This window comes from Streptomyces sp. NPDC111802 (assembly GCF_055634335.1).
Genome location: NZ_JBVKCZ010000049.1, coordinates 15,828 through 39,346, shown reverse-complemented (window position 1 = coordinate 39,346; position 23,519 = coordinate 15,828). Strand labels below are relative to the sequence as shown.

The window sequence follows — 23,519 nt, the reverse complement described above, 5'->3', positions numbered from 1 at the left end:
TCCATGCGCTTCCTGCACCCCGACGGCACCACCGTCCATCTCGGCTACTGCAGCAACGTCCACCAGGCGGAGGACCTGGAGGGCGTGATCGCCCAGCTCGCCGAGTACGCCGAGCCCGTACGTGAACGCCTCGGGGCCGACCTGCTCGGCATCGGGCTGTGGCTGGCCCGCCCCGTGGTCACCGAACTCGCCGACGACGAGGCCGCGTTGGCACGACTGAAGGCCGAGCTGCGGGCGCGCGGCCTGGAGACCGTCACCCTCAACGCCTTCCCGTACGCCGGCTTCCACCGCGAGGTCGTCAAGAAGGACGTGTACCGGCCCGACTGGGCCGACGAGGCCCGGCTGAAGTACACCCTGGACTGCGCCCGCGTCCTCGCCGCCCTCCTCCCGGACGACGTCGGCCACGGCAGCGTCTCCACCCTGCCGCTCGCCTGGCGCACACCGTGGCACCGCGCCTGCGCCGAAGAGGCCCGCCACGCCCTGGACCGGCTCGCCACCGGGCTCTCCGCCCTCGAATCATGGACGGGCCGCCGTATCCGCGTCGGCTTCGAACCGGAACCCGGGTGCCTCGTCGAGACCACCACACAGGCGGTACGGGAACTGGGCGGACTGGACCCCGACCGGCTCGGCGTCTGCCTCGACGCCTGCCATCTCGCCGTCCAGTTCGAGCGGCCCGCCGAGGCCCTGCGCCGGCTCGCGGAGGCCGGGCTGCCCGTGGTCAAGCTCCAGGCGTCCTGCGCCGTGGAGGCCGACCGCCCGGCCGACCCCGCCGCCCGCGGGGCACTGCGCCGGCTCGCCGAACCCCGGTTCCTGCACCAGACCCGCACGGTGAGCGACGGCGACGTCCTCGGCGTGGACGATCTGCCGGACGCCCTCGACGGCGGCCTTCCCGACGACGGCGGGCCCTGGCGCGTCCACTTCCACGCCCCGCTGCACACCCGGCCCGAACCCCCGCTGCGTACCACCGCCGACCAGCTCGACCAGGTCCTCGCCGGGCTGCTGGGCGGCGCGTCGGCCGACTGCGACCACATCGAGGTCGAGACCTACACCTGGTCCGTCCTCCCCGAACCGCCCGCCGACCTGCCCGGTGGCATCGCCGCCGAACTGGCCTGGGCCCGCGACCGGTTGACCGGTCTCGGCCTCAAGGAGGACCCCTCATGAACCGTGTGGTCGTACTCGACATCGTCGGCCTGACCCCGAAGCTCCTGAAGCACATGCCGGCCGTCGCCGCCCTCGCCGAACGCGGCTTCCAGTCCCGGCTCGACACCGTGCTCCCCGCCGTCACCTGCACCGTCCAGTCCACCCTCCTCACCGGCGAACCCCCCTCCACCCACGGCGCGGTGGCCAACGGCTGGTACTTCCGCGACCTCGGGGAAGTCATGCTGTGGCGCCAGCACAACGCGCTCGTCGGCGGCGAGAAGATCTGGGAGACGGCCCGGAGGACGAACCCGGACTACAAGGTCGCCAACATCTGCTGGTGGTACGCGATGGGCGCCGACGTCGACTGGACGGTCACCCCGCGCCCCGTCTACTACTCCGACGGCCGCAAGGAACCCGACTGCTACACCTGGCCACCAGCCCTCCACGACGAACTCACCGACCGCCTCGGCCCGTTCCCCCTCTTCACCTACTGGGGCCCGAACGCGGGCATGCCCTCCACCCAGTGGATCCTCGCCGCCGCCCGCCAGATCTTCGACGAGCACCGCCCCGACCTCACACTCGTCTACATCCCGCAGATGGACTACGAGCCGCAGCGCTCCGGCCCGGACTCGCCGGCGACCATCCGCGCCGCCCGGGGGCTCGACGACGCCCTGCGCCCGTTGCTCGACCACTTCCTGAGCGAGGGCGCGACCGTCGTGGCGCTCAGCGAGTACGGCATCACGCCCGTGTCCCGCCCCGTCGACATCAACCGTGCGCTGCGCCGGGCGGGCCTGCTGGAGGTGTACACGCAGGACGGCATGGAGTACCTCGACCCATGGACGTCCCGCGCCTTCGCGGTCGCCGACCACCAGATCGCCCATGTGTACGTCCGCGCCCCCGCCGACACCGAGGCGGTCGCGAAGATCGTCGCCGAACTCGACGGCGTGGAGCGGGTGTTGGACGCCGACGGTAAGACGGCGCACGGCCTGGACCACGAGCGCTCCGGCGAACTGGTCGCCATGGCCGACCCCGAAGCCTGGTTCACGTACTACTACTGGCTGGACGACGACCGCGCCCCCGACTTCGCCCGCCAGGTCGAGATCCACCGCAAGCCCGGCTACGACCCCGCCGAGCTCCTCTACGACGACACGGTCCCCGCCGTGAAGCTGCGCGCCGTCGGCCAGGTCGCCCGCAAGAAACTCGGCTTCCGCTACCGCCTCAGGACCGTCCCGCTGAACCCCTCCGGCGTCCGCGGCAGCCACGGCCGCCTGCCCGCCGACCCCGCCGACGGCCCCGTACTGCTGTGCTCGCAGCCGGACCGGGCACGGGAGGCCTACGCGGCCACGGAGGTCAAGTCCCTGCTGCTGGGCCTCGCGGGCCTGCGTACCGAAGGAACCGACAAATGACGAACCACCCCTCCCTCCCCACGATGCGCCCCCTGCTCGACCCGGCACCCGAATACGCCAAGTGGCAGTCCGAGGAGCCGATCCGCCGGGTGACCGTCTGGGGCGACAACAGCCCCTGGCTGATCACCGGCCACGAGGACGCCCGCACGGTCCTCGCGGACCCCCGCTTCAGCGCCGACGCCAACCACCCGGACTTCCCCCACACCCGCCCGGGCGCGCCCCCGCAGGCCCCGGGCCTCTTCCACCAGATGGACCCGCCGGACCACACCCGGCTGCGCCGCATGCTCATCCCCGACTTCACCTTCCGGCGCGTCGAGCAGATGGAGGGCGCGATCCAGCGGATCTGCGACGACCTGCTGGACGCGATGACGGCGGACGGCGCCACGGAAGCGGACCTGGTGGCGTCGTACGCGCTGCCGCTGCCCACCCTCGCCATCTGCGAACTGCTCGGCGTCCCCTACGAGGACCACGGCTTCTTCCGTGAGAAGTCCAACGCCCTCACCAGCGTCGCCGGCGACCCGGCCGAGGCGATGAGCGCCCGCGTGGCGCTCTACGGCTACCTCCGCGCCCTCATCGAGCGCCGCACGCACGACCCCGCCGACGACCTGATCTCCCGGCTGGCCACCGAGCGCGTGGCGACCGGCGAGGCCGGCCTCGACGAGGCCACCGGCATGGTCTCCCTGCTCCTGCTGGCGGGCCATGAGACGACGGCGAACATGTTCCCGCTGGCCGTGATCGCCCTGCTGCACAACCCCGCCCAACTGGACGCCCTGCGCGTCGACGACTCCCTGTGGCCGGGGGCGGTGGAGGAACTCCTGCGCCATCTGACCGTCATCCACTCGGGGATACGGCGGATCGCCACGGCGGACGTGGAGCTGTCCGGGGTCCGCATCCGCGCCGGGGAGGGCGTGGTGGTGGCGTTGCAGTCGGCCAACCGCGACCCGTCGACGTACGCCGACCCCGACTCCCTGGACGTCCGCCGCGACGCGTCCGGCCACCTGGCCTTCGGCCACGGACCGCACCAGTGCCTCGGCCAGTCCCTGGCCCGCGCCGAGCTCCGCCTGGGCCTGGCCGCCCTGTTCCGCAGGCTGCCGACGCTGAGCATGACGGTCCCGCCCGAGTCGCTCGCCCTGTCGACGAGCACGGTCCACGGAGTGCGCTCGCTGCCGGTCGCCTGGCGGTGACCTGCGGCGGCCCCACTGCCCTGCTATAGAGGCAGTCATGACCACCATCAGGCTCGTCCAGGGCGACATCACTCGAGAGTCCGTGGACGCGATCGTCAACGCCGCGAACTCCTCCCTCCTCGGCGGGGGAGGAGTCGACGGCGCCATCCACCGCCGCGGCGGCCCCGCGATCCTCTCCGAGTGCCGAGATCTGCGCGCCTCCCGGTACGGCAAGGGCCTGCCGACGGGGCAGGCGGTCGCCACGACGGCGGGGGACCTGGACGCGCGTTGGGTGATCCATACGGTGGGCCCGGTCTGGTCGGCCTCCGAGGACCGCTCGGACCTACTGGCCTCCTGTTACCGGGAGTCGCTGCGAATCGCCGACGAACTGGGCGCGCGGTCCCTCGCCTTCCCGGCCATCTCCACCGGCATCTACGGCTGGCCGATGGACGACGGCGCCCGGATCGCGGTGGCGACGGTACGGGGGGCGCGGACGTCGGTGGAGGAGGTCAGGTTCGTTCTCTTCGACGAGGTGGCGTATGGGGCGTTCGACCGGCAGGTCGGGCAGGCCCCATCCTGAACAGAACCTAGCCGGAGCAGGCCGTCAGGAACTCGACGAGCGCCTCGTTGACCTCGTCCGGGCGTTCCTGCTGGGTCCAGTGTCCGCAGCCGGCCAGCTCGACGGGCCCGCGCCACAGGTTGGGCATCAGGGCCGGCAGTCGCTCGATGAGTTCGGGAGTTCCGGGGAAGGCGGGGACGAGGTCGCGGTCGCCGTAGCTGTACAGGGCGGGCGGGGTGACGACCGCGTTGTGCCAGGGGGCGGTCAGTTCCCAGTTGCGGTCGAGGTTGCGATACCAGTTCAGGGCCCCGGTGAAGCCCTGGGAGAAACTCTCGGTCAGTGCGTCGAGGTCGTCCTCGGTGAACCAGTCCGGCAGCACCTCGGGGTCCGGCAGGGTGCGAGCCGGCGTCGGCGACACCGCGGCGGGCCAGGTAGTTCCAGTAGAACCGCCCGTCGAACCGCTCCATGGCGGTCAGCGGAGGCCGCGTCCCCCGGAACGGGGGCGGCACGCTCAGACCTGCCACGCCACGCACCACGTCCGGTCGCAGCAGCGCGGTGTGCCAGGCGACCGGCGCTCCCCAGTCGTGGCCGACGACGAACGCCTTCTCCTCGCCCAGGGCCTGGATGAGGCCCACGACATCACCGACCAGATGGAGGATGGTGTACGCGTCGACGGCGTCGGGGTGGTCGCTGCTTCCGTATCCGCGCTGGTCCGGGGCGACCACCCGGAAGCCCACGTCGGCCAGCGGGCCGAACTGGTGGCGCCAGGAGTTGCCATCGCGCAGGTCCTGGCCGGTGCGCCGCGGTCGGGCACCGTTCGCCGCCCTGTGCCTACGGTGGACCCATGACACCGCCCCTGGACGTGCTGATCGTGGGCGCCGGGCCCACCGGGCTCGCGCTCGCGGCTCAACTGCGTGCCTACGGAACCCGGTTCCGTATCGTCGACCGCTCCCTGGACCGGGTGCGCGAGTCCCGGGCGCTCGGCATCCAGCCCCGCACCCTGGAGGCGCTGGCGGGATTCGGGGTGACCGAGGAGCTCGTGGCGCGCGGCAACCCCGCGATGGGGCTGCGGCTGCACTTGAGGCGGCGCACGGTGTCGGTGCCGCTGTTCGACATCGGAGCGACCGACACGCCGTACCCCTTCCTGCTGTTCCTCTCGCAGGCCGAGACGGAGAGCGTGCTCGGTGAGCATCTCGCCGCCCGGGACGTGACGGTCGAGCGCGGCACCGAGGTGGTCCGGCTGGAGCGGCAGGGCTCGCACGTCGACTGCCTGCTGCGGAGTCGTGACGGCGCCGAGGAGAGCGTGACGGCCCGTTATGTCGTGGGCTGCGACGGCGCGCACAGCACCGTGCGCACGCAGGCCGGCATCGGATTCGAGGGATACGCCTATCCGCAGACGTATCTGCTCGCCGACCTGGAGGTGGACGGCCTGGAGCCCGGTGCCGTGCACTCGTACATGACCGGGGGCGGGATGGTGTTCTTCTTCCCGCTCGGCTCGCCCGCCCCCTGGCGCATGCTGGCGATGCGGCCGTCCGACGCCCCCGACAGCAAGGTGACGGTGCCGATGCTGCAACGGATCGCCGAACGGTACGGCGCAAAAGGCCTGGTCCTGCGGGATCCCGACTGGATGACCGAGTTCCGGCTTCACAACCGCGGCGCCGCCCGCTACCGCTCCGGCCCCTTCTTCCTCGCCGGCGACGCGGCCCACATTCACAGCCCCGCCGGGGCGCAGGGCATGAACACCGGCATCCAGGACGCCCTCAACCTCGGCTGGAAGCTCGCCCTCGTGTGCCGGGGCGCCGCGCCGGAGGAACTGCTGGACACCTACGGGGCCGAGCGCGTGCCGGTCGGCCGTGCCGTACGGCGGTTCACCGACCGTGCCTTCGTCATCGCCACCAGCCCGAATCCTGTCCTCCGGTTCGCCCGCGAGCATCTCGTCCCGCGCATCGCCCCGCTGGTGAAGCACGCGACGGCACCCCGCCGCAGGGTCTTCCGCACCGTCTCCGAACTCGGCATCCACTACCACCGCAGCCCCGCCTCGACGACGGGCACCCGACCACCCCGCCGCGGGCCACGCGCCGGTGACCGGCTGCCCGACCTGCCCCGCGGGCTCCAGGCACGGATCGCCGCCCCCGGCTGGCATCTCCTCCTGGCCGGCCCGCCGCACCTCTGGCCGGACGAGCGGCTCACCCCGGTCCTGGCCGGCCGGGCCGACCTGATCACCGTGCACCGTCTCGGCGACCGGAGTCCCTGGCCGGGCGTCGCCCAGGGACTCGTACGGCCCGACGGCCACCTCGGCTATGTCGCACGCGGCGCCGGACTCGACGGGCTGCTGGCCTACGTCGCCCGCTGGCTGCCGGCCGGGCCCGCCTGACACCCGAGGTGAACAGCGCCCGGCCTTGATCCGTACCCCTCTTCGTGCAGTTACACCGAGGAAGCAGAGCAAGCACCGCTTTCGTCGCGGCAGCCGGCGGTCTGGTTCTCCTGCTCACCGCCACCGCGTGCGGCGGCGGTGACGACGAAGGAGCCTCCGCGCAGAGCAGCCCGACGAACGTCTCCGCCACCGTGGCCGGCGTCGTGGCACCGGCGAAGGTCGAGGTGATCGCCGACCTGACCGGCTGCAAGGTCAAGATCCGGACCGACGCGGACGAACTGCGCGAGGGGGTCTGCCACACCGAGGAGGGCGACTACCTCATCACGACGTTCCCGGCGGAGAAGTACAAGCTGACCTGGCTGGACTCGGCCGCCGTCTACGGTGGCAAGTACCTCGTCGGCACCCGCTGGGTGGTCAGCGCCAAACCGGCACTGCTGGAGAAGCTCCGGCCTCGACTGGGCGGGACCGTCCAGCAGTTGCGGGGCGTGGGGCCGACCCCGGGTCCGAACGCGTCGTGACGCAGGCGCCGCCGAGCTGGCGGCGCGGGCTCACTCGGTCGCGTCGCTGATGCCCAGGCGCAGATGCTCCACGTGGTACACGGCCTGGTCGAGCAACTCGGCGACATGGTGGTCGTGCAGCGCGTACACCACCGACCGGCCGCGCCGCTCGCCCACCACAAGACCCAGATTGCGCAGCAGCCGCAGCTGGTGCGAGCAGGCGGACTGCTCCATTCCCACCTCGGCCGCCAACTCCGTGGCCGGCAGCGGCCCCTCGCGCAGCCGCGCCAGGATCAGCAGGCGGGAGGGGGTGGAGAGGGCCTGGAGGGTGGTGGCCACCTTGGCCGCGTTGGCCGCGTCCAGGCGTACGCGCTCGGGGGCGTCCTGCGCGGTGGTGACGGCTCCATGACCCATGAGGGGTATCTTACCCATCGTACATGAACGCATGAATGGTTGTTCATGTGAACTGTCCCCGTCCGAGGTGATCCGGCAGCTCCCAGGACAGACGAGGTTGATGTCGGATTCTCGCCAGCCCTCGCCGCTCCCGTGGCCGATGCTGGACGTATGCAGAAGGGGATGCACACCGACACGGAGCGCTGCGTGCGCGCCGTGCAGTCCAAGGACGCCCGCTTCGACGGATGGTTCTTCACGGCGGTCGTCACGACCGGGATCTACTGCCGGCCCAGCTGCCCAGTGGTCCCGCCCAAGCCGGAGAACATGCGGTTCTTCCCGAGCGCTGCCGCCTGTCAGCAAGCCGGGTTCCGAGCCTGCAAGCGCTGCCGCCCGGACACCAGCCCCGGCTCCCCGGAGTGGAACCAGCGCGCCGACCTCGTCGCCCGCGCGATGCGGCTGATCGCCGACGGCGTCGTGGACCGCGAGGGCGTGCCCGGCCTCGCCACCCGGCTCGGCTACAGCACCCGGCAGACCGAACGCCAGCTCCTCGCCGAACTCGGCGCGGGCCCGCTCGCCCTGGCCCGCGCCCAGCGCGCCCAGGCGGCCCGCCTCCTCATCGAGACGACGCTCCTGCCCATGGCGGACATCGCCTTCGCGGCCGGCTTCGCCTCCATTCGCACCTTCAACGACACCGTCCGCGAGGTCTTCGCCCTCTCGCCGACCGACCTGCGCTCCCGCGCACCCCGCAGCACCCCGGGCAACACCACCGGCGCCCTCACCCTGCGCCTGCCGTTCCGCGCCCCCCTCAACCCCGACAACCTCTTCGGCCACCTCGCGGCGACCGCCGTACCCGGCGTCGAGGAGTGGCGGGACGGGGCGTACCGGCGCACGCTCAGACTGCCCTACGGCCACGGCATCGTGTCCCTGACCCCGCGGCCCGACCACATCGCCTGCCGCCTCACCCTCGGCGACCTGCGCGACCTGACCGTCGCGATCAGCCGATGCCGCCGGATGCTCGACCTGGACGCCGACCCGGTCGCGATCGACGACCAGTTGCGTACGGATCCGCTGCTCGCGCCGCTGGTCGACAAGGCGCCCGGCCGACGGGTGCCGCGCACGGTCGACGAGGCGGAGTTCGCCGTACGGGCCGTGCTCGGCCAGCAGGTCTCCACCGCCGCCGCACGCACTCACGCGGCCCGTCTGGTCACCGCCCACGGCGAGCGGATCGACGACCCCGAGGGCGGCCTCACCCACCTCTTCCCGTCCCCCGAGGCGCTGGCCTCCGTGAACCCGGAGTCACTGGCGATGCCGCGCACGCGCCGGACGACGTTCACGACACTGGTACGCCGGCTCGCCGACGGCCAGGTGCGCCTGGGTCCGGACAGCGACTGGCCGGAGACCAGGGCCCGGTTGCTGGAATTGCCCGGCTTCGGCCCCTGGACGGTCGACGTCATCGCGATGCGCGCCCTCGGCGACCCAGACGCCTTCCTCCCCACCGACCTCGGAATCCGCCGCGCTGCCCAGGAGTTGGGCCTGCCGTCCACTCCGGCGGCCCTCACGGCCCGCGCGGCGGCCTGGCGTCCCTGGCGGGCGTACGCCGTGCAGTACCTGTGGGCGACGGACAGCCACCCGATCAACTTCCTTCCCGTATAAGGAAATCCCCGTGAAACAGCACACCGTCATCGACAGCCCGTACGGCGCGCTCACCCTCGTCGCCGAGGACGGCGTCCTGTGCGGCCTCTATATGACCGACCAACGCCACCGCCCACCCGAGGAGACCTTCGGCACCCGTGACGAGTCCCTGTTCGCAGCGGCCGAGGAGCAGCTGGAGGCCTATTTCGAGGGCGAGTTGAAGGACTTCACACTCGAACTGAGCCTGTTCGGAACGCCGTTCCAGCGCCGCGTCTGGGAGCAACTGCGCAAGATCCCGTACGGCGAGACCCGCTCCTACGGCCAACTCGCCGACACCCTCGGCAACTCCGGCGCCTCCCGCGCGGTCGGCCTGGCCAACGGCAAGAACCCGATCGGCATCATCGTCCCCTGCCATCGCGTCGTCGGCGCGAACGGAAGCCTCACCGGCTACGGCGGCGGCCTGGCGCGCAAGCAGCGGCTGCTGGACTTCGAGAGCGCGGCGGCGCTGTTCTAGACCGTTCGGCCGTACGAATGGTTGGTTCGGTTTGCGGTTTTTCAGAAGGAATGCCAGGGAACCTTGGCGGCGACCTGTTGTCCCAGAAAAGGCGGAAGCCATGCGTGCACGTAGAGCCCTGGCCATCGCGATCACCACCCCTTTCCTGCTCGCCACCATCGGAATGACCGGTGCGTCCGCGGCCACTCCGCAAACGTCCACCGCAGAGGGCCCCATCGCCAAGCCCGAGCCGATCGCCAACGGTACGGGCGGCGCGGCCGACGAGTTCGGCGAGGATGAAATGAGGCCGGAAGAAGAGTTCGTCACCAGATTCGCGGGCCAACTCCTGAGCCACGTCGTTCCTGTGAAAAGCGGCAAGGCGGAGACCGTCTCCCAAAGGGGATTCTGAGAGCACAACAGGTCCCGGCAAGCCCGCATACCTGCCGGGGCCTTGCTCTATTCGCCCAGCCCGTGCAGCAGCTTCGGCAGTGCGGTGCCGATCGGTTCGCGGATCACCTCGTCGGCGAGCTCGTCGTACGGCGTCGGCTCGGCGTTGACGATGACGAGCCGGGCGCCGTGGTCTGCGGCGACGCCCGCGAGGCCGGCGGCGGGCTGCACCTGGAGACTGGTGCCGACGGCGATGAACACCTGGCAGGCCTTGGTGATGGCGGCCGCCTCACCGAGGACCGCCGGGTCGAGCCGCTCCCCGAACATCACCGTGGCCGACTTCAGGATCCCGCCGCACTCCAGACACGGCGGATCGGCCTCGCCGGCCTCGACTCGGGCCAGGGCGTCCTCCATCGGCCCGCGCGCGTGGCACTTCGTGCAGATCACACTCCGCGCGCTGCCGTGCAGTTCGAGCACCTTGCGATCGGGCATCCCGGCGAGCTGGTGCAGCCCGTCCACGTTCTGCGTGATCACCCGGACCGGCACCCCGGACCGCGCCAGCTCGGCCACCGCCCGGTGCGCCGCGTTCGGCTCGGCCTTGAGCGTCCGGTTCTTGCGGCGCATCTGCCACGAGCGCCGCCGGATCTCCGGATCGCCCATGTAGTACTCGTACGTCACGAGCTTCTCGGCCTCCGGGTCCCGGCGCCACAGCCCGTTCGGCCCGCGGTAGTCGGGGATCCCGGAGTCCGTGCTGATACCGGCGCCACTGAGGATGGCGACGAGAGGCGGCTTGGTCATGGCACCGAGAGTAGGACGGGCGTGGTGGGAGCGGCGAACGGATATCCGAGCGCCGGCGCCCGGCGGTGGGTCTCCTCAGAACTCGCCTCGTCAGCCGACCGCAGTGGACTCCACAGCGCCCGGGAAACCCCGGCGCACCAAGCACGGGGCACTCACACGGCGCCGGAGTCCACCCGGTGCCCGTTCTCCAGCTCCACCGTCCCGCCGCCGTCCGCGAGGACGTCCAGCGCGGCCAGGACACGGCGGCCCAGGGCCCCCGGCAGATACGCGGTGAGCTCCTCGCGCGCAACCAGCCGCCAGGACAGCAGTTCCTCCTCCTGCAGCCGGATCGCCTTGAAGTCGTCCTCGCCGAGGACGCCACCGTCGTACAGATACGCCACCACCGGCGGCCGCCCCGTCCCGTGCGCCCAGTCCACCGCGAGCAGCGGACCCAACTCACGGTCCAGCCCGATCTCCTCGGCCGTCTCACGACGCGCGCCCTGCCGAGGCGTCTCACCGTCGTCCGACTCGACCGTACCGCCCGGCAGCGCCCACCCCTCACGGTAGTTGGGCTCCACGAGCAGCACCCGGCCCTCGCCGTCACGGAAGAGGGCGGCGGCACCGGCGAGGACACGGGGGAGGCCCGCGATGTACGTGGCGAAGTCTGGCGTGGAGGTCATGGAGGGAAGGGTAGCGACAGTCCGTGACCGCCCGGTCGGTCAGACCTCCGCCTCCGCCAGCCGCACCGTCCGCTCCGCCAGCTCGCTGATCCGCACCCCGTCGAAACCGAACACCGCGCTGCGGATCGTGTCCTCCAGCGGAGCCGTCCACTGGTCCGGGATCGCCTCCGCCCCGGACAGCACCCCGGCCACCGATCCGGCCGTGGCCCCGTTGGAGTCGGTGTCCAGACCGCCGCGGACGGTGAGCGTGATGGTCCGAGTGAAGTCGCCGTCGCCGTACAGCAGCCCTGCGGTGAGCACGGCCGCGTTCGGGATGGTGTGGATCCAGCCGAGCCCGGCGGTCTCCTCGGCGACCGTGGTGAGCGTGTCCTCCCAGGTCATCCGGGTGTCGTGGAGCGAGACGACCCGGCGTACGGTGCGGGCGAGGCGGCAGCTCGCCGGGATGACCGCGAGCGCCTCGTCGACCGCCTTGCGGATCGTGGGCGCCGTGAACGCGGCCGAGATCAGCGCCGCCGCCCACATCGCGCCGTACACGCCGTTGCCGGTGTGCGACAGGACCGCGTCCCGGCGGGCGAGGGAGGAGGCGCGGCGCGGGAGGCCGGGAGAGGTCCAGCCGTAGATGTCGGCGCGGATGAGAGCGCCGATCCACTCCTGGTACGGGTTGTCGTACGTGGCCGTGAGCGGCGGCTTCAGACCATTGGCGAGGTTGCGGTACGCCGCCCGCTCCGCCGTGAAGGTCTGCAGATACGGCAGCCGCAGCAGCCACAGGTCGCCGACCTGCTCGGTGCTGAAGCCGAAGCCGTGGGTCTCCAGCAGGTCGAGGCCGAGGATCGCGTAGTCGACGTCGTCGTCGCGGCAGCTGCCGTGGATGCGGCCCCGTACGCACTGGCGCCACTCGGGCCGCAGCTCGAAGCCGTCGCTCTCGTCCACGGGCTCCGGCAGATAGTCGGTGAGGGGCAGGGCCGCGGCCTGCCGCAGATAGCGGTCGATACGGTCCCGCGTCCACAGGTCGCCCTGCTCGACCGGCTTGCCGAGCATGTTGCCCGCGATCCGGCCCAGCCAGCCCCCTAGGACGCGGTCGGCGAGCTCTGGCTCAGTGCCCACAGGGGTCATAGGACCGGTTTACCCAATTCCGGGGGCATCCGCTCGGGGTTCGGGAGCCGGCCACAGGGAGTTCGCGGGGCACGCCCACGGGGTTCCTGCGGAGTTCTCAAGCTCCGGTCACCGAATGACGGCGGGGGCGGACTCCGGTTAAGGTCGCAGCGGCGCGACTGGCCTTGACGTGCGCGAGGCCCGGAGAGCAAGGGGAAAAACAGGTGACACAGCGCGTGCTCATCGCCGCGGACAAGTTCAAGGGGTCGCTCACGGCCGTGCAGGTCGCCGAGCGCGTGACCGCCGGTCTGCGCCGGGTCGTGCCGGACCTCGAAGTGGAGGCCATGCCCGTGGCCGACGGCGGCGACGGGACGGTGGACGCGGCGGTCGCGGCCGGATTCGAGCGGCGGGAGATCCGGGTCGCCGGGCCCCTCGGGCATGAGGTGACGGCGGCGTTCGCGCTGCGCGGCGACACGGCGGTCGTGGAGATGGCGGAGGCGAGCGGCCTCCAGCGGCTGCCCGCGGGAGTCTTCGCGCCGCTCACGGCGTCCACCTACGGCTCCGGGGAGCTGCTGCGGGCCGCGCTGGACGCCGGTGCCCGCACGATCGTGTTCGGCGTCGGCGGCAGCGCCACGACGGACGGCGGCGCCGGCATGCTGACCGCGCTGGGCGCGCGCTTCCTGGACGCGGACGGGGAGCCGGTGGCGCCGGGCGGCGGCGGCCTGGGCGACCTGGCCACGGCCGACCTCTCCGGTCTGGACCCGAGGCTCGCCTCCGTCGACCTGGTCCTGGCCAGCGACGTCGACAACCCGCTGACCGGCCCGAAGGGCGCGCCCGCGGTGTACGGCCCGCAGAAGGGCGCCTCGCCGGACGACGTGACGACGCTGGACGCGGCGCTCGGGCACTTCGCCAAGGTGCTGGAGGAGTCGGCCGGCGCCAGAGCCGCCGAGCACGCCGCGGCCCCCGGCGCGGGCGCGGCGGGCGGTATCGGCTACGGCGCCCTCCTCCTCGGCGCCCGCTTCCGCCCCGGCATCGAGGTCATGCTGGACGTCCTGGGCTTCGCGCCGGCGCTGGAGCGGGCCACGCTGGTGATCACCGGCGAGGGCTCCCTCGACGAGCAGACCCTCCACGGCAAGGCCCCCGCGGGCGTCGCCGCAGCGGCCCGCGCGGCCGACAAGGAGGTCATCGCGGTATGCGGCCGCGTCGCCCTGCTACCGGAGGCGCTGGGCCGGGCCGGGATCCGACGGGCGTATCCCCTGACGGAGGCCGAGCCGGACGTGGCGAAGTGCATCGCGGAGGCGGGCCCGATCCTCGAGCGGGTGGCGGAGCGGATCGCCCGCGACTTCCTGATCTAGACCGACAGGGGCGCTGTCCAAACCGACAGGGGTTCTGTCCAACCAAGAGGCCGGACTCGAACCTTTCAGCGCCGGTCCGCACTACCCAGGCCCGCTCCAACGCCGGACGCCGGACATGCGAAGGGCCCCGAACCAACCCGGTCCGGGGCCCCACCCAGCGGAGCGCTACGGCAGCTGCGCCGCCCGCGCCTCCCGCCGGTTGTCGCGGAAGTTGTTCACCCGGCGAGCCGTGGCGAACAGGGGGATCACCGCGCCCATCACCAGCTGGAGCGCGCAACCCGTCTGGAGCAGCAGCTGGCCGCTCGGGGCGTCGAGGGCCCACGCGGCCAGGAGACCCATCGACAGGACGATCCAGCCGAGCATCGCCACGGCGAGGCGGCCCCGCGGCTTCGGGTACTCGACCCGGCTGACCATCAGCCACGCGGTGCCCAGGATCGCCAGCAGCGTCGCCACGAACGGCAGCTCCAGCAGGACGATCGAGACGACCGTCAGCGCGCCGAACGGGGAGGGCATGCCCTGGAACATGCCGTTCGGCGGCGTCACGCACGAGAAGCGGGCGAGTCTCAGCACCACCGCCAGCAGAACCACGATCGCGCCGACCGCCGCCACCCGCTGGTGCGCGTCGTCGGCGACCATGCCGTAGACCAGGACGAAGTACGCCGGCGCCAGGCCGAAGCTGATCAGGTCGGACAGGTTGTCCAGCTCCGCGCCCATGGGGGAGGAGCGCAGCTTGCGTGCGACCAGGCCGTCGAACAGGTCGAAGACCGCCGCGCACAGCATCAGGATGACCGCGGTGGCCGCGCTGTGGCGGGCCATGCCGGTTTCCTGGCTGCCGGTGAGGTGCGGGATCAGGATGCCGGTGGTGGTGAAGTACACCGCCATGAAGCCACACGTGGCGTTGCCGAGAGTGAGGGTGTCCGCTATCGACAGGCGGAGAGAAAGAGGCATCTCCTCCTCTTCGTCGACCACGTCGGCCTCGGGCACCCAGCCCGGCTGGGTCTCAGGATCAATCACGGTCAATGCGAGTCACCCCAGCCACGGTCTTCTGCCCGACCTCGACCGCGACCTCCACGCCCTCGGGCAGGTAGATGTCGACACGCGAGCCGAAGCGGATCAGACCGATACGGTCGCCCTGCTCGACCTTCGTGCCCTGCGGGATGTAGGGGACGATGCGACGGGCCACCGCGCCGGCGATCTGGATCATCTCGATGTCGCCGAGCTCGGTGTCGAAGTGCCAGACAACGCGCTCGTTGTTCTCGCTCTCCTTGTTGAACGCCGGAACGAACCCGCCCGGGATGTGCTCGACCGAGGTCACCGTGCCGGACAGCGGCGCGCGGTTGACGTGGACGTTGAGCGGGCTCATGAAGATCGCGACGCGGGTGCGGCCGTCCTTCCACGGCATGATGCTCTGCACCACACCGTCGGCGGGCGAGATGACCCGGCCCTGGGCGATCTCGCGCTCGGGGTCGCGGAAGAACCACAGCATGCCCGCCGCGAGAGCGGTGGCGGGCACGGCGACGGCCTTGGCGACGCCGGAGCGGCGTGCGCGCAGCAGGCTGACGGCTGCGGTGGCGACGGTCGGGAGAAGCCACGGCGATGCTCCGCGCGCGAGGCGTACGCCGCCGACCTGGCTGTCGCGTGGTGCAGAGGTTTGGCTGTGGGGCATGGATGACCTTCGTAGCGGATGATGCCGCGCGGTATCAGGGGACGGCGGCTTTCCCGGGATCGTACCGGTCGCGGGCCACAACTGGGCAAGCCAGGAAGCCGAGTCGGCGGCTGAAGACCGCTGACGGGGTGTGATCTTCTTCTCCAAGAAAACACCCCGTATCCGGATATTCAGCCCTGGAACCGATACTCTTCGAGCAACCTGCGACCAATGATCATTTTCTGGATCTCGGCGGTACCTTCACCGATCAGCAGCATCGGAGCCTCACGGTAGAGGCGCTCGATCTCGTACTCCTTGGAGAAGCCGTAGCCGCCGTGGATCCGGAAGGCATCCTCCACGACCTCCTTGCAGTACTCGGAGGCGAGGTACTTCGCCATCCCAGCCTCAAGGTCGTTTCGTTCGCCGGAGTCCTTTTTGCGTGCCGCGTTCACCATCATCGCATGCGCGGCCTCGACCTTGGTAGCCATCTCGGCCAGCTTGAACTGGATGGCCTGGTGCTGGGCGATCGGCTTGCCGAAGGTGTGTCGCTGCTGGGCGTACTGGACGCCGAGTTCGAAGGCACGCTGAGCGACGCCACAGCCACGCGCCGCCACATTGACGCGGCCGACCTCGACGCCGTCCATCATCTGGTAAAAACCTCGGCCGGTGACGCCGCCGAGCACCCGATTGGCCGGAATGCGCAGGCCGTCCATGATGAGCTCGGTCGTGTCGACGCCCTTGTAGCCCATCTTGTCGATCTTGCCGGGGATGGTGAGGCCGGGGCGGACCTCTCCGAAGCCGGGCTCCTTCTCCACGAGGAAGGTCGTCATCGACTTGTGGGGCTTGGCGGCCGCCTCTTCAGGGGAGTGTCCTTCGTCACTTCGGACGAGGACGGCGACCAGACTTGACGTTCCACCGTTCGTCAGCCACATCTTCTGGCCGTTCAGGACGTACTCCTCGCCGTCCTTGACCGCCTTCGACGTGATGGCCGACACATCGGAGCCCAGGCCCGGCTCCGACATCGAGAAGGCGCCGCGGATGTCGCCGGCCGCCATCCTCGGCAGGAAGTGGTCCTTCTGCTCCTGCGTGCCGTGCTGCTTGAGCATGTACGCCACGATGAAGTGGGTGTTGATGATGCCGGACACCGACATCCAGCCGCGGGCGATCTCCTCGACGCAGAGGGCGTACGTCAGGAGCGACTCGCCCAGACCGCCGTACTCCTCGGGGATCATCAGGCCGAACAGGCCCAGTTCCTTGAGGCCGTCGACGATCTGCTGCGGGTACTCGTCGCGGTGCTCCAGCTCGGTCGCGACCGGGAGGATCTCCTTGTCCACGAAGTCGCGGACGGTGGAGAGGATCTCCTGCTGGATGTCGGTCAGACCGGCGGTCTGGGCGAGACGGGCCATGGCCTACTTCTCCTGCTGCTTGAGTTCCGGGCGGCCCGGCTGCTCGCCGCCGCGCTCCTTGATGTACGTCTCGGTCGGCACCATCACCTTGCGGCGGAACACGCAGACCAGCGTGCCGTCCTGCTTGTAGCCCTTGGTCTCGACGTAGACGATGCCGCGGTCGTTCTTCGACCTCGACGGCCACTTGTCCAGCACGGTCGTCTCGCCGTAGATGGTGTCGCCGTGGAAGGTCGGCGCCACGTGCTTGAGCGACTCGATCTCCAGGTTGGCGATCGCCTTGCCGGAGATGTCCGGCACGCTCATGCCGAGCAGCAGCGAGTAGATGTAGTTCCCGACGACGACGTTCTTGCCGAAGTCCGTCGTCTTCTCCGCATAGTTGGTGTCCATGTGGAGCGGGTGGTGGTTCATGGTGAGGAGACAGAAGAGGTGGTCGTCGTACTCCGTGACCGTCTTCCCGGGCCAGTGCTTGTAGACCGCCCCGACCTCGAACTCCTCGTACGTACGTCCGAACTGCATGGCCGTCACGCCTCCGGGATCTCGAACTTGCTGGTGCGCTGCATGCCGGCGGCGCGTCCCTTGCCGGAGATGACCAGCGCCATCTTGCGGCTGGCCTCGTCGATCATCTCGTCGCCGAGCATCGCGGAGCCCTTCTTGCCGCCCGCCTCGGACGTGTAGTAGTCGTACGCGTCCAGGATCAGCTCGGCGTGGTCGTAGTCCTCCTGGGAGGGCGAGAAGATCTCGTTGGACGCCTCGACCTGACCCGGGTGCAGCACCCACTTGCCGTCGAAGCCGAGGGCGGCGGCGCGCTGGGCGACCTCGCGGTAGCCGTCGATGTTGCGGATCTGGAGGTAGGGGCCGTCGATCGCCTGGAGGTTGTTGGCGCGGGCGGCCATCAGGATCTTCATCAGGATGTAGTGGTAGGCGTCCGCCGGGTAGCCGGGCGGCTGCTCGCCCACGACCAGCGACTTCATGTTGATGGACGCCATGAAGTCGGCCGGGCCGAAGATGATGGTCTCGACGCGCTGGGACGCGGTCGCGATCTCGTTGACGTTGTTCAGGCCCTGGGCGTTCTCGATCTGCGCCTCGATGCCGATCTTGCCGACCTCGAAGCCCATCGTCTTCTCGATCTGGGTCAGCAGGAGGTCGAGGGCGACGACCTGCTGGGCGGTCTGCACCTTCGGCAGCATGATGCAGTCGAGGTTCTGGCCGGCACCCTCGACCACCGTGACGACATCGCGGTACGTCCACTCGGTCGTCCAGTCGTTGACGCGCACGACCCTCGTCTTGCCCGTCCAGTCGCCCTCGTTGAGGAACTTGACGATGGTGTGCCGTGCCTCGGGCTTGGCGAGCGGCGCGCACGCGTCCTCCAGGTCGAGGAAGACCTGGTCGGCGGGGAGGCCCTGGGCCTTCTCCAGGAAGCGCGGGTTCGAGCCCGGTACCGCCAGGCAGGAACGCCGGGGGCGAAGGCGGTTGACCGTGGTCATGCGGGGACCTCCAGGGGGTCGAGCTTGTTCGCTTTCCGGATCTCGTCGACGATGCGGCCGATGATTCCGGTGATGTCGAAGTCCTTCGGGGTGAAGACGGCGGCCACACCGGCGGTCCTGAGCAGCTCGGCATCACCATTGGGGATGATGCCACCGGCGATCACAGGTATATCTGTGGCACCGGCCACACGGAGCCGCTCCAGCACGTCCGGCACCAGCTGCGCGTGCGAACCGGACAGGATCGACAGGCCGACCGCGTGCACGTCCTCCGCGAGGGCGGCGTCCACGATCTGTTCCGGCGTCAGCCGGATGCCCTGGTAGACCACCTCGAAGCCGGCGTCACGCGCGCGCACGGCGATCTGCTCGGCACCGTTGGAGTGCCCGTCCAGGCCCGGCTTGCCGACCAGGAAGCGCAGCTTGCCGACGCCGAGGTCCTTGGCCGTCACGTCGACCTTGCGGCGGACGTCGGCCATGGCCGAGCCCTCCTCCGCCGGCACCGCCACCGGCGCGGACGAGACACCCGTCGGCGCCCGGAACTCGCCGAACACCTCACGCAGCGCCCCGGCCCACTCACCGGTCGTGACCCCGGCGCGGGCGCACTCCAGGGTGGCCTCCATGAGGTTGGCGGTGCCCTTCGCGGCCTCCTTCAGCCGCTCCAGCGCCTTGCACGGGCGCGGGTGGTTGAAGGGCGGCTGGTAGCGGGTGTCGCGCCAGTGCTGGAGAGAGGCGATGACACGGGCCTCGACGGCCGGATCGACCGTCTGGATCGCCGTGTCGAGGTCGGCGGTCAGGGGGTTCGGCTCGGTCGTCTCGAAGATGTTGACGCCGATGATCTTCTCCTGGCCGGACTCGATCCGGGCGCGGCGCTCGGCGTGCGAGGAGACGAGCTGCGACTTGAGGTAGCCGGACTCGACGGCGGCCATCGCGCCGCCCATCTCCTGGATCCGCTCGATCTCGGCGAGCGACTCCTCGACCAGCTTGCCCACCTTCGCCTCGATGACGTGCGAGCCCTCGAAGATGTCCTCGTACTCCAGCAGGTCGCTCTCATGGGCGAGCACCTGCTGGATGCGCAGCGACCACTGCTGGTCCCAGGGCCGGGGCAGGCCCAGCGCCTCGTTCCAGGCGGGCAGTTGCACGGCACGCGCGCGTGCGTCCTTCGACAGGGTCACGGCCAGCATCTCGAGGACGATCCGCTGGACGTTGTTCTCCGGCTGCGCCTCGGTCAGACCGAGGGAGTTGACCTGGACGCCGTACCGGAAGCGGCGCTGCTTGGGGTTCTCGATGCCGTAGCGCTCGCGCGTGACCTGGTCCCAGATCCGCCCGAACGCCCGCATCTTGCACATCTCCTCGATGAAGCGGACGCCCGCGTTCACGAAGAAGGAGATACGGGCCACGACGTCCCCGAACTTCTCGGCGGGGACCTGCCCTGAATCGCGTACGGCATCGAGAACCGCTATCGCGGTGGACATCGCGTACGCGATCTCCTGGACCGGCGTGGCGCCCGCCTCCTGCAGGTGGTAGCTGCAGATGTTGATCGGGTTCCACTTCGGGATGTGGGAGACCGTGTACGCGATCATGTCCGTCGTCAGCCGGAGTGAGGGCACCGGCGGGAAGACATGGGTCCCCCGCGACAGGTACTCCTTGACGATGTCGTTCTGGGTCGTGCCCTGGAGCTTGGTGATGTCCGCGCCCTGCTCCTCGGCGACGACCTGGTAGAGCGCCAGCAGCCACATGGCGGTGGCGTTGATCGTCATCGAGGTGTTCATCTGCTCCAGGGGGATGTCCTGGAACAGCCGGCGCATGTCACCGAGGTGCGCGATCGGCACGCCGACCCGGCCGACCTCGCCGCGGGCGAGGATGTGGTCGGAGTCGTAGCCGGTCTGCGTCGGCAGGTCGAACGCCACCGACAGACCGGTCTGGCCCTTGGCGAGGTTACGCCGGTACAGCTCGTTGGACGCCTCGGCCGTGGAGTGACCGGCATACGTGCGCATGAGCCACGGCCGGTCCTTCTCCCTTGCCCCGTCGGCGTTCTGACGCTCAGTCATCTATGACCCCGGGTGTCTCAGATGTTGCGGAAGCGGTTGATGCCGTCGATGTGCTTGGCGCGCATCTCCTCGTCGCGCACGCCGAGGCCCTCCTCGGGGGCCAGGCACAGAACGCCGACCTTGCCCTGGTGGAGGTTGCGGTGCACGTCGAACGCGGCCTGGCCGGTCTCCTCCAGGGAGTAGACCTTCGACAGGGTCGGGTGGATCTTGCCCTTCGCGATGAGCCGGTTGGCCTCCCAGGCCTCGCGGTAGTTGGCGAAGTGCGAGCCGATGATCCGCTTCAGCGACATCCACAGGTAGCGGTTGTCGTACTCGTGCATGTAGCCAGAGGTCGAGGCGCAGGTGGTGATGGTGCCGCCCTTGCGGGTGACGAAGACGCTCGCGCCGAAGGTCTCGCGGCCGGGGTGCTCGAAGACGATGTCGATGTCCTCGCCGCCGGTGAGCTCGCGGATGCGCTTGCCGAAGCGCTTCCACTCCTTCGGGTCCTGGGTGTTCTCGTCCTTCCAGAACTTGTAGTCCTCGGCGTTGCGGTCGATGATCGCCTCGGCGCCCATCGCCCGGCAGATGTCCGCCTTCTGCGGCGAGGACACGACACAGATCGGGTTGGCGCCACCGGCCAGCGCGAACTGCGTGGCGTAACTGCCGAGTCCGCCGCTCGCGCCCCAGATCAGGACGTTGTCGCCCTGCTTCATGCCGGCGCCGTTGCGGGACACCAGCTGGCGGTACGCGGTGGAGTTGACCAGGCCCGGAGCGGCGGCCTCCTCCCAGCTGAGGTGACCCGGCTTGGGCATCAGCTGGTTGGACTTGACCAGGGCGATCTCGGCGAGGCCGCCGAAGTTGGTCTCGAAGCCCCAGATGCGCTGCTCGGGGTCGAGCATGGTGTCGTTGTGGCCGTCGCTGGACTCCAGCTCGACGGACAGACAGTGCGCGACGACCTCGTCACCGGGCTTCCAGGCGTTGACGCCCGGGCCGGTGCGCAGGACGACGCCCGCGAGGTCGGAGCCGATGATGTGGTACGGCAGGTCGTGCCGCTTGGTCAGCTCGCTGAGGCGGCCGTAGCGCTCCAGGAACCCGAAGGTCGACAGCGGCTCGAAGATCGACGTCCACACGGAGTTGTAGTTGACCGAGGAGGCCATGACGGCCACCAGGGCCTCGCCCGGACCCAGTTCGGGCAGCGGCACCTCGTCGAGGTGGATCGACTTGCGCGGGTCCTTGTCGCGGGTCTCCAGACCCGCGAACATCTCCGTCTCGTCCTTGTGCACGGTGATCGCGCGGTACGACTCGGGGAGCGGCAGGGCGGCGAAGTCGGCCGGCGTCGATTCCGGCGACTGGATCGCGTCCAGGATGTCCTTCACGGTCACGGTGTTGCCTCCGGCGGTACGCACCCTGAGGGAGGGGTGCTGAGGGTTACGTCGGTGCTGCTGAGGGTTTTTGGTGGTTGCCGTCGGTTCGGCGATCTGTGCTGTTCGGCAGCGCTTTGTGGCGCGGGAGGTTGCCTGTGACGCAGGCGTCCGGGCGCACAGGCCCCTGGAGGGGCTTGCGGGGACAGCCGACGTACGAAAGGTCTCTGCACGCCGGCCGCCCGGACACTTTCAACGTATGGCACGGCGTGTCATCCGGCAAGGCACTGGGTGCCAGAAGTTGCCCTCAGATGAAATCTTTACGTAACAAATGAGCGATGATCGATCAAAGCTACCGGCGAGGAGGTGCTAATCGGGCGCTATCGGTCGCCTGCCGGTCATCCAGAGGGCGTCGGCCGGACATGCCGCCGCCCTGACGAGCTGAAAGCCACACTCCGCCCGGCGGGCCACAACATGCCGACCCCGGTGACGGGCCGAATGGTGGCCGGGCTGCTCACGGGGGCAGGGCGGAGCCGGGGCCGGCGGCGCGGTTGGGGCCGGGGCTAGGCCCCCAGCAGCCCCTGCAGCGCTACCTCCAGCGGGCTGCGCTCGGGGAGGGCGGGGAGAGGGTCATGCGCCGCCCGGCGGCGGGCCGGATGCGATGCTTCCCACCGAGGGCTTCGTTCGCGAGCACCCTGCGTAGCGCCCCGCGGCCCCGGACCGGACCGCCCTACGCCCGCTCCTTCAACGCCTGCTCGATCGTGCGCATCACCTCGTCGAGCGGTGCGTCCGTCCTGGCCACCGTCACCAGCACCTCGCCCTGCGCGGCCACGGACGCCGGTGCCGTGCGCGGTGTGGTGTCCCGGCCCGCCCCGATCCCGGTCCCGAACGTCCTGCGTACGATCGCGAAGGCATGGTCGAGCTGTGATTCCACGTCACCCTGGCCGCCCGCGCGCAGCCAGCGCCGCAGGACGTGGTTGTGCGCGGTGACCACGGCGGACGCGGCGACCTCCGCGAGCAGCGGGTCGTCGTTGGCGTCGTCGTCGTGCGCGTGCTCGTCGAAGTGACCGAGGAGGTAGCGGGTGAAGAGGCGCTCGTAGCGTGCCACCGAGGCGATCTCCGCCTCGCGCAGCGTGGGTACCTCGCGTGTGAGCTTGTAGCGGGCGACCGAGATCTCCGGCCGGGCCGCGTACATCCTCATGACTTCCTTGATGCCACGGCACACGGTGTCGAGCGGGTGCTCGTGCGCGGGTGCCGCGTTGAGCACCGCCTCCGCACGGATCAGCGTGTCGTCGTGGTCCGGGAAGATCGCCTCTTCCTTGGAGCGGAAGTGGCGGAAGAAGGTGCGGCGGGCGACCCCGGCCGCGGCCGCGATCTCGTCGACGGTGGTCGCCTCGTACCCCTTGGTCGCGAACAGCTCCATCGCCGCGGCCGCCAGTTCGCGGCGCATCTTGAGCCGTTGGGCGGCCGCGCGACTGCCCGCGGCACTTTCCGGCGCGTCGGGCGTGGCTGAGGTACGTGAGGACTTGGCGGGCTGGGACATGACCCGAACGTACTGCATGTGCGCAGCTTGATGCGCATGTACGGGGTTTCCCCCGCCCGGTGCGGACGGGGGAGCGCCGGGTTCGGCGGACGGGACCGGGCCGCGCCG

Annotated in this window: 22 protein-coding genes and 1 pseudogene; 10 read left to right on the top strand and 13 right to left on the bottom strand. The window is 70.4% G+C overall.

What is annotated here, in order from left to right:
* The first annotated feature begins 3 nt into the window (after window positions 1-3).
* Genes eboE through ACZ7NC_RS37545 form a run of 4 tightly spaced genes read left to right on the top strand, consistent with a single transcriptional unit; the run spans window position 4 to window position 4,289 of the window.
* Window positions 4-1,161: a metabolite traffic protein EboE gene (gene eboE, locus ACZ7NC_RS37560; RefSeq protein ID WP_471495290.1), complete on the top strand. Its 1,158-nt coding sequence runs from the start codon at window positions 4-6 to the stop codon at window positions 1,159-1,161.
* Window positions 1,158-2,546: an alkaline phosphatase family protein gene (locus tag ACZ7NC_RS37555; RefSeq protein WP_471495288.1), complete on the top strand. Its 1,389-nt coding sequence runs from the start codon at window positions 1,158-1,160 to the stop codon at window positions 2,544-2,546. The genes eboE and ACZ7NC_RS37555 overlap by 4 nt, the downstream gene beginning before the upstream one ends.
* Window positions 2,543-3,730, top strand: a complete 1,188-nt coding sequence (locus ACZ7NC_RS37550; protein ID WP_471495286.1) for a cytochrome P450 — start codon at window positions 2,543-2,545, stop codon at window positions 3,728-3,730. Before ACZ7NC_RS37555 ends, ACZ7NC_RS37550 begins: the two co-directional genes overlap by 4 nt.
* Before the next feature lie 37 nt (window positions 3,731-3,767).
* Window positions 3,768-4,289 (top strand): O-acetyl-ADP-ribose deacetylase, encoded by a 522-nt coding sequence (locus ACZ7NC_RS37545; protein WP_471495284.1) that lies wholly within the window; start codon window positions 3,768-3,770, stop codon window positions 4,287-4,289.
* 128 nt (window positions 4,290-4,417) lie between these two features.
* Here ACZ7NC_RS37545 and ACZ7NC_RS37540 read toward each other — a convergent pair.
* Window positions 4,418-4,993, bottom strand: a pseudogene (locus ACZ7NC_RS37540) (alpha/beta hydrolase); the annotation flags it as partial.
* A gap of 119 nt (window positions 4,994-5,112) precedes the next feature.
* Here ACZ7NC_RS37540 and ACZ7NC_RS37535 point away from each other — a divergent pair.
* Together ACZ7NC_RS37535 and ACZ7NC_RS37530 are read left to right on the top strand one after the other, a co-directional pair.
* Window positions 5,113-6,642: an FAD-dependent monooxygenase gene (locus tag ACZ7NC_RS37535; protein WP_471495282.1), complete on the top strand. Its 1,530-nt coding sequence runs from the start codon at window positions 5,113-5,115 to the stop codon at window positions 6,640-6,642.
* 44 nt (window positions 6,643-6,686) lie between these two features.
* On the top strand, window positions 6,687-7,160 hold the full coding sequence (locus tag ACZ7NC_RS37530; RefSeq protein WP_471495280.1) for a hypothetical protein: 474 nt from the start codon (window positions 6,687-6,689) through the stop codon (window positions 7,158-7,160).
* Between the two features lie 30 nt (window positions 7,161-7,190).
* On the opposite strand, the gene ACZ7NC_RS37525 is transcribed toward ACZ7NC_RS37530, so the two are convergent.
* Window positions 7,191-7,553 carry an ArsR/SmtB family transcription factor gene (locus ACZ7NC_RS37525; protein ID WP_471495278.1) on the bottom strand — a complete coding sequence of 121 codons (363 nt, stop codon included), beginning with the start codon at window positions 7,551-7,553 and terminating at the stop codon, window positions 7,191-7,193.
* A gap of 162 nt (window positions 7,554-7,715) precedes the next feature.
* Between ACZ7NC_RS37525 and ACZ7NC_RS37520 the strand changes: the two genes are divergently transcribed.
* The 3 genes from ACZ7NC_RS37520 to ACZ7NC_RS37510 all read left to right on the top strand — a co-directional run bounded on the left by ACZ7NC_RS37520 (window position 7,716) and on the right by ACZ7NC_RS37510 (window position 10,066).
* Window positions 7,716-9,185, top strand: coding sequence for a DNA-3-methyladenine glycosylase 2 family protein (locus tag ACZ7NC_RS37520; protein ID WP_471495333.1), 1,470 nt, complete (start codon window positions 7,716-7,718; stop codon window positions 9,183-9,185).
* Window positions 9,186-9,195: 10 nt separating this feature from the next.
* Window positions 9,196-9,678 (top strand): methylated-DNA--[protein]-cysteine S-methyltransferase, encoded by a 483-nt coding sequence (locus ACZ7NC_RS37515; protein WP_471495276.1) that lies wholly within the window; start codon window positions 9,196-9,198, stop codon window positions 9,676-9,678.
* A gap of 100 nt (window positions 9,679-9,778) precedes the next feature.
* Window positions 9,779-10,066, top strand: a complete 288-nt coding sequence (locus ACZ7NC_RS37510) for a hypothetical protein (RefSeq protein ID WP_471495274.1) — start codon at window positions 9,779-9,781, stop codon at window positions 10,064-10,066.
* Between the two features lie 47 nt (window positions 10,067-10,113).
* Here ACZ7NC_RS37510 and ACZ7NC_RS37505 read toward each other — a convergent pair whose 3' ends face one another.
* From ACZ7NC_RS37505 to ACZ7NC_RS37495, 3 genes are all read right to left on the bottom strand, one after another.
* The gene (locus ACZ7NC_RS37505) at window positions 10,114-10,842 is read right to left on the bottom strand and encodes an SIR2 family NAD-dependent protein deacylase (protein ID WP_471495272.1); all 729 of its coding nucleotides are present in this window, start codon (window positions 10,840-10,842) and stop codon (window positions 10,114-10,116) included.
* A 152-nt stretch (window positions 10,843-10,994) separates the two neighbouring features.
* Window positions 10,995-11,501, bottom strand: coding sequence for an NUDIX domain-containing protein (locus tag ACZ7NC_RS37500; RefSeq protein WP_471495270.1), 507 nt, complete (start codon window positions 11,499-11,501; stop codon window positions 10,995-10,997).
* Between the two features lie 39 nt (window positions 11,502-11,540).
* On the bottom strand, window positions 11,541-12,614 hold the full coding sequence (locus ACZ7NC_RS37495; RefSeq protein WP_471495268.1) for an ADP-ribosylglycohydrolase family protein: 1,074 nt from the start codon (window positions 12,612-12,614) through the stop codon (window positions 11,541-11,543).
* 215 nt (window positions 12,615-12,829) lie between these two features.
* On the opposite strand from ACZ7NC_RS37495, the gene ACZ7NC_RS37490 reads away from it, so the two are divergent.
* Window positions 12,830-13,948: a glycerate kinase gene (locus ACZ7NC_RS37490; protein ID WP_471495331.1), complete on the top strand. Its 1,119-nt coding sequence runs from the start codon at window positions 12,830-12,832 to the stop codon at window positions 13,946-13,948.
* A gap of 165 nt (window positions 13,949-14,113) precedes the next feature.
* Here the strand turns inward: ACZ7NC_RS37490 and pssA are convergent, their stop codons facing one another.
* The 8 genes from pssA to ACZ7NC_RS37450 form a co-directional block, all read right to left on the bottom strand.
* Window positions 14,114-14,932 carry a CDP-diacylglycerol--serine O-phosphatidyltransferase gene (gene pssA / locus ACZ7NC_RS37485; protein ID WP_471495329.1) on the bottom strand — a complete coding sequence of 273 codons (819 nt, stop codon included), beginning with the start codon at window positions 14,930-14,932 and terminating at the stop codon, window positions 14,114-14,116.
* Between the two features lie 22 nt (window positions 14,933-14,954).
* A complete protein-coding gene (locus ACZ7NC_RS37480; protein WP_003996602.1) occupies window positions 14,955-15,614 on the bottom strand; it encodes a phosphatidylserine decarboxylase in 660 nt (219 codons plus the stop codon).
* A 170-nt stretch (window positions 15,615-15,784) separates the two neighbouring features.
* The gene (locus tag ACZ7NC_RS37475; protein ID WP_471495266.1) at window positions 15,785-16,999 is read right to left on the bottom strand and encodes an acyl-CoA dehydrogenase family protein; all 1,215 of its coding nucleotides are present in this window, start codon (window positions 16,997-16,999) and stop codon (window positions 15,785-15,787) included.
* 3 nt (window positions 17,000-17,002) lie between these two features.
* Entirely contained in the window at window positions 17,003-17,515 is a 513-nt protein-coding gene (locus tag ACZ7NC_RS37470) for a MaoC family dehydratase (RefSeq protein ID WP_471495264.1), read from the bottom strand.
* 5 nt (window positions 17,516-17,520) lie between these two features.
* Window positions 17,521-18,483: an HpcH/HpaI aldolase/citrate lyase family protein gene (locus tag ACZ7NC_RS37465; RefSeq protein WP_048579464.1), complete on the bottom strand. Its 963-nt coding sequence runs from the start codon at window positions 18,481-18,483 to the stop codon at window positions 17,521-17,523.
* Window positions 18,480-20,528 carry a protein meaA gene (locus tag ACZ7NC_RS37460; RefSeq protein ID WP_471495262.1) on the bottom strand — a complete coding sequence of 683 codons (2,049 nt, stop codon included), beginning with the start codon at window positions 20,526-20,528 and terminating at the stop codon, window positions 18,480-18,482. The genes ACZ7NC_RS37465 and ACZ7NC_RS37460 overlap by 4 nt, the downstream gene beginning before the upstream one ends.
* Window positions 20,529-20,545: 17 nt before the next feature.
* The gene (ccrA, locus tag ACZ7NC_RS37455; protein ID WP_471495260.1) at window positions 20,546-21,889 is read right to left on the bottom strand and encodes a crotonyl-CoA carboxylase/reductase; all 1,344 of its coding nucleotides are present in this window, start codon (window positions 21,887-21,889) and stop codon (window positions 20,546-20,548) included.
* A 709-nt stretch (window positions 21,890-22,598) separates the two neighbouring features.
* On the bottom strand, window positions 22,599-23,411 hold the full coding sequence (locus ACZ7NC_RS37450; protein WP_471495258.1) for a TetR family transcriptional regulator: 813 nt from the start codon (window positions 23,409-23,411) through the stop codon (window positions 22,599-22,601).
* Window positions 23,412-23,519 lie beyond the last annotated feature (108 nt).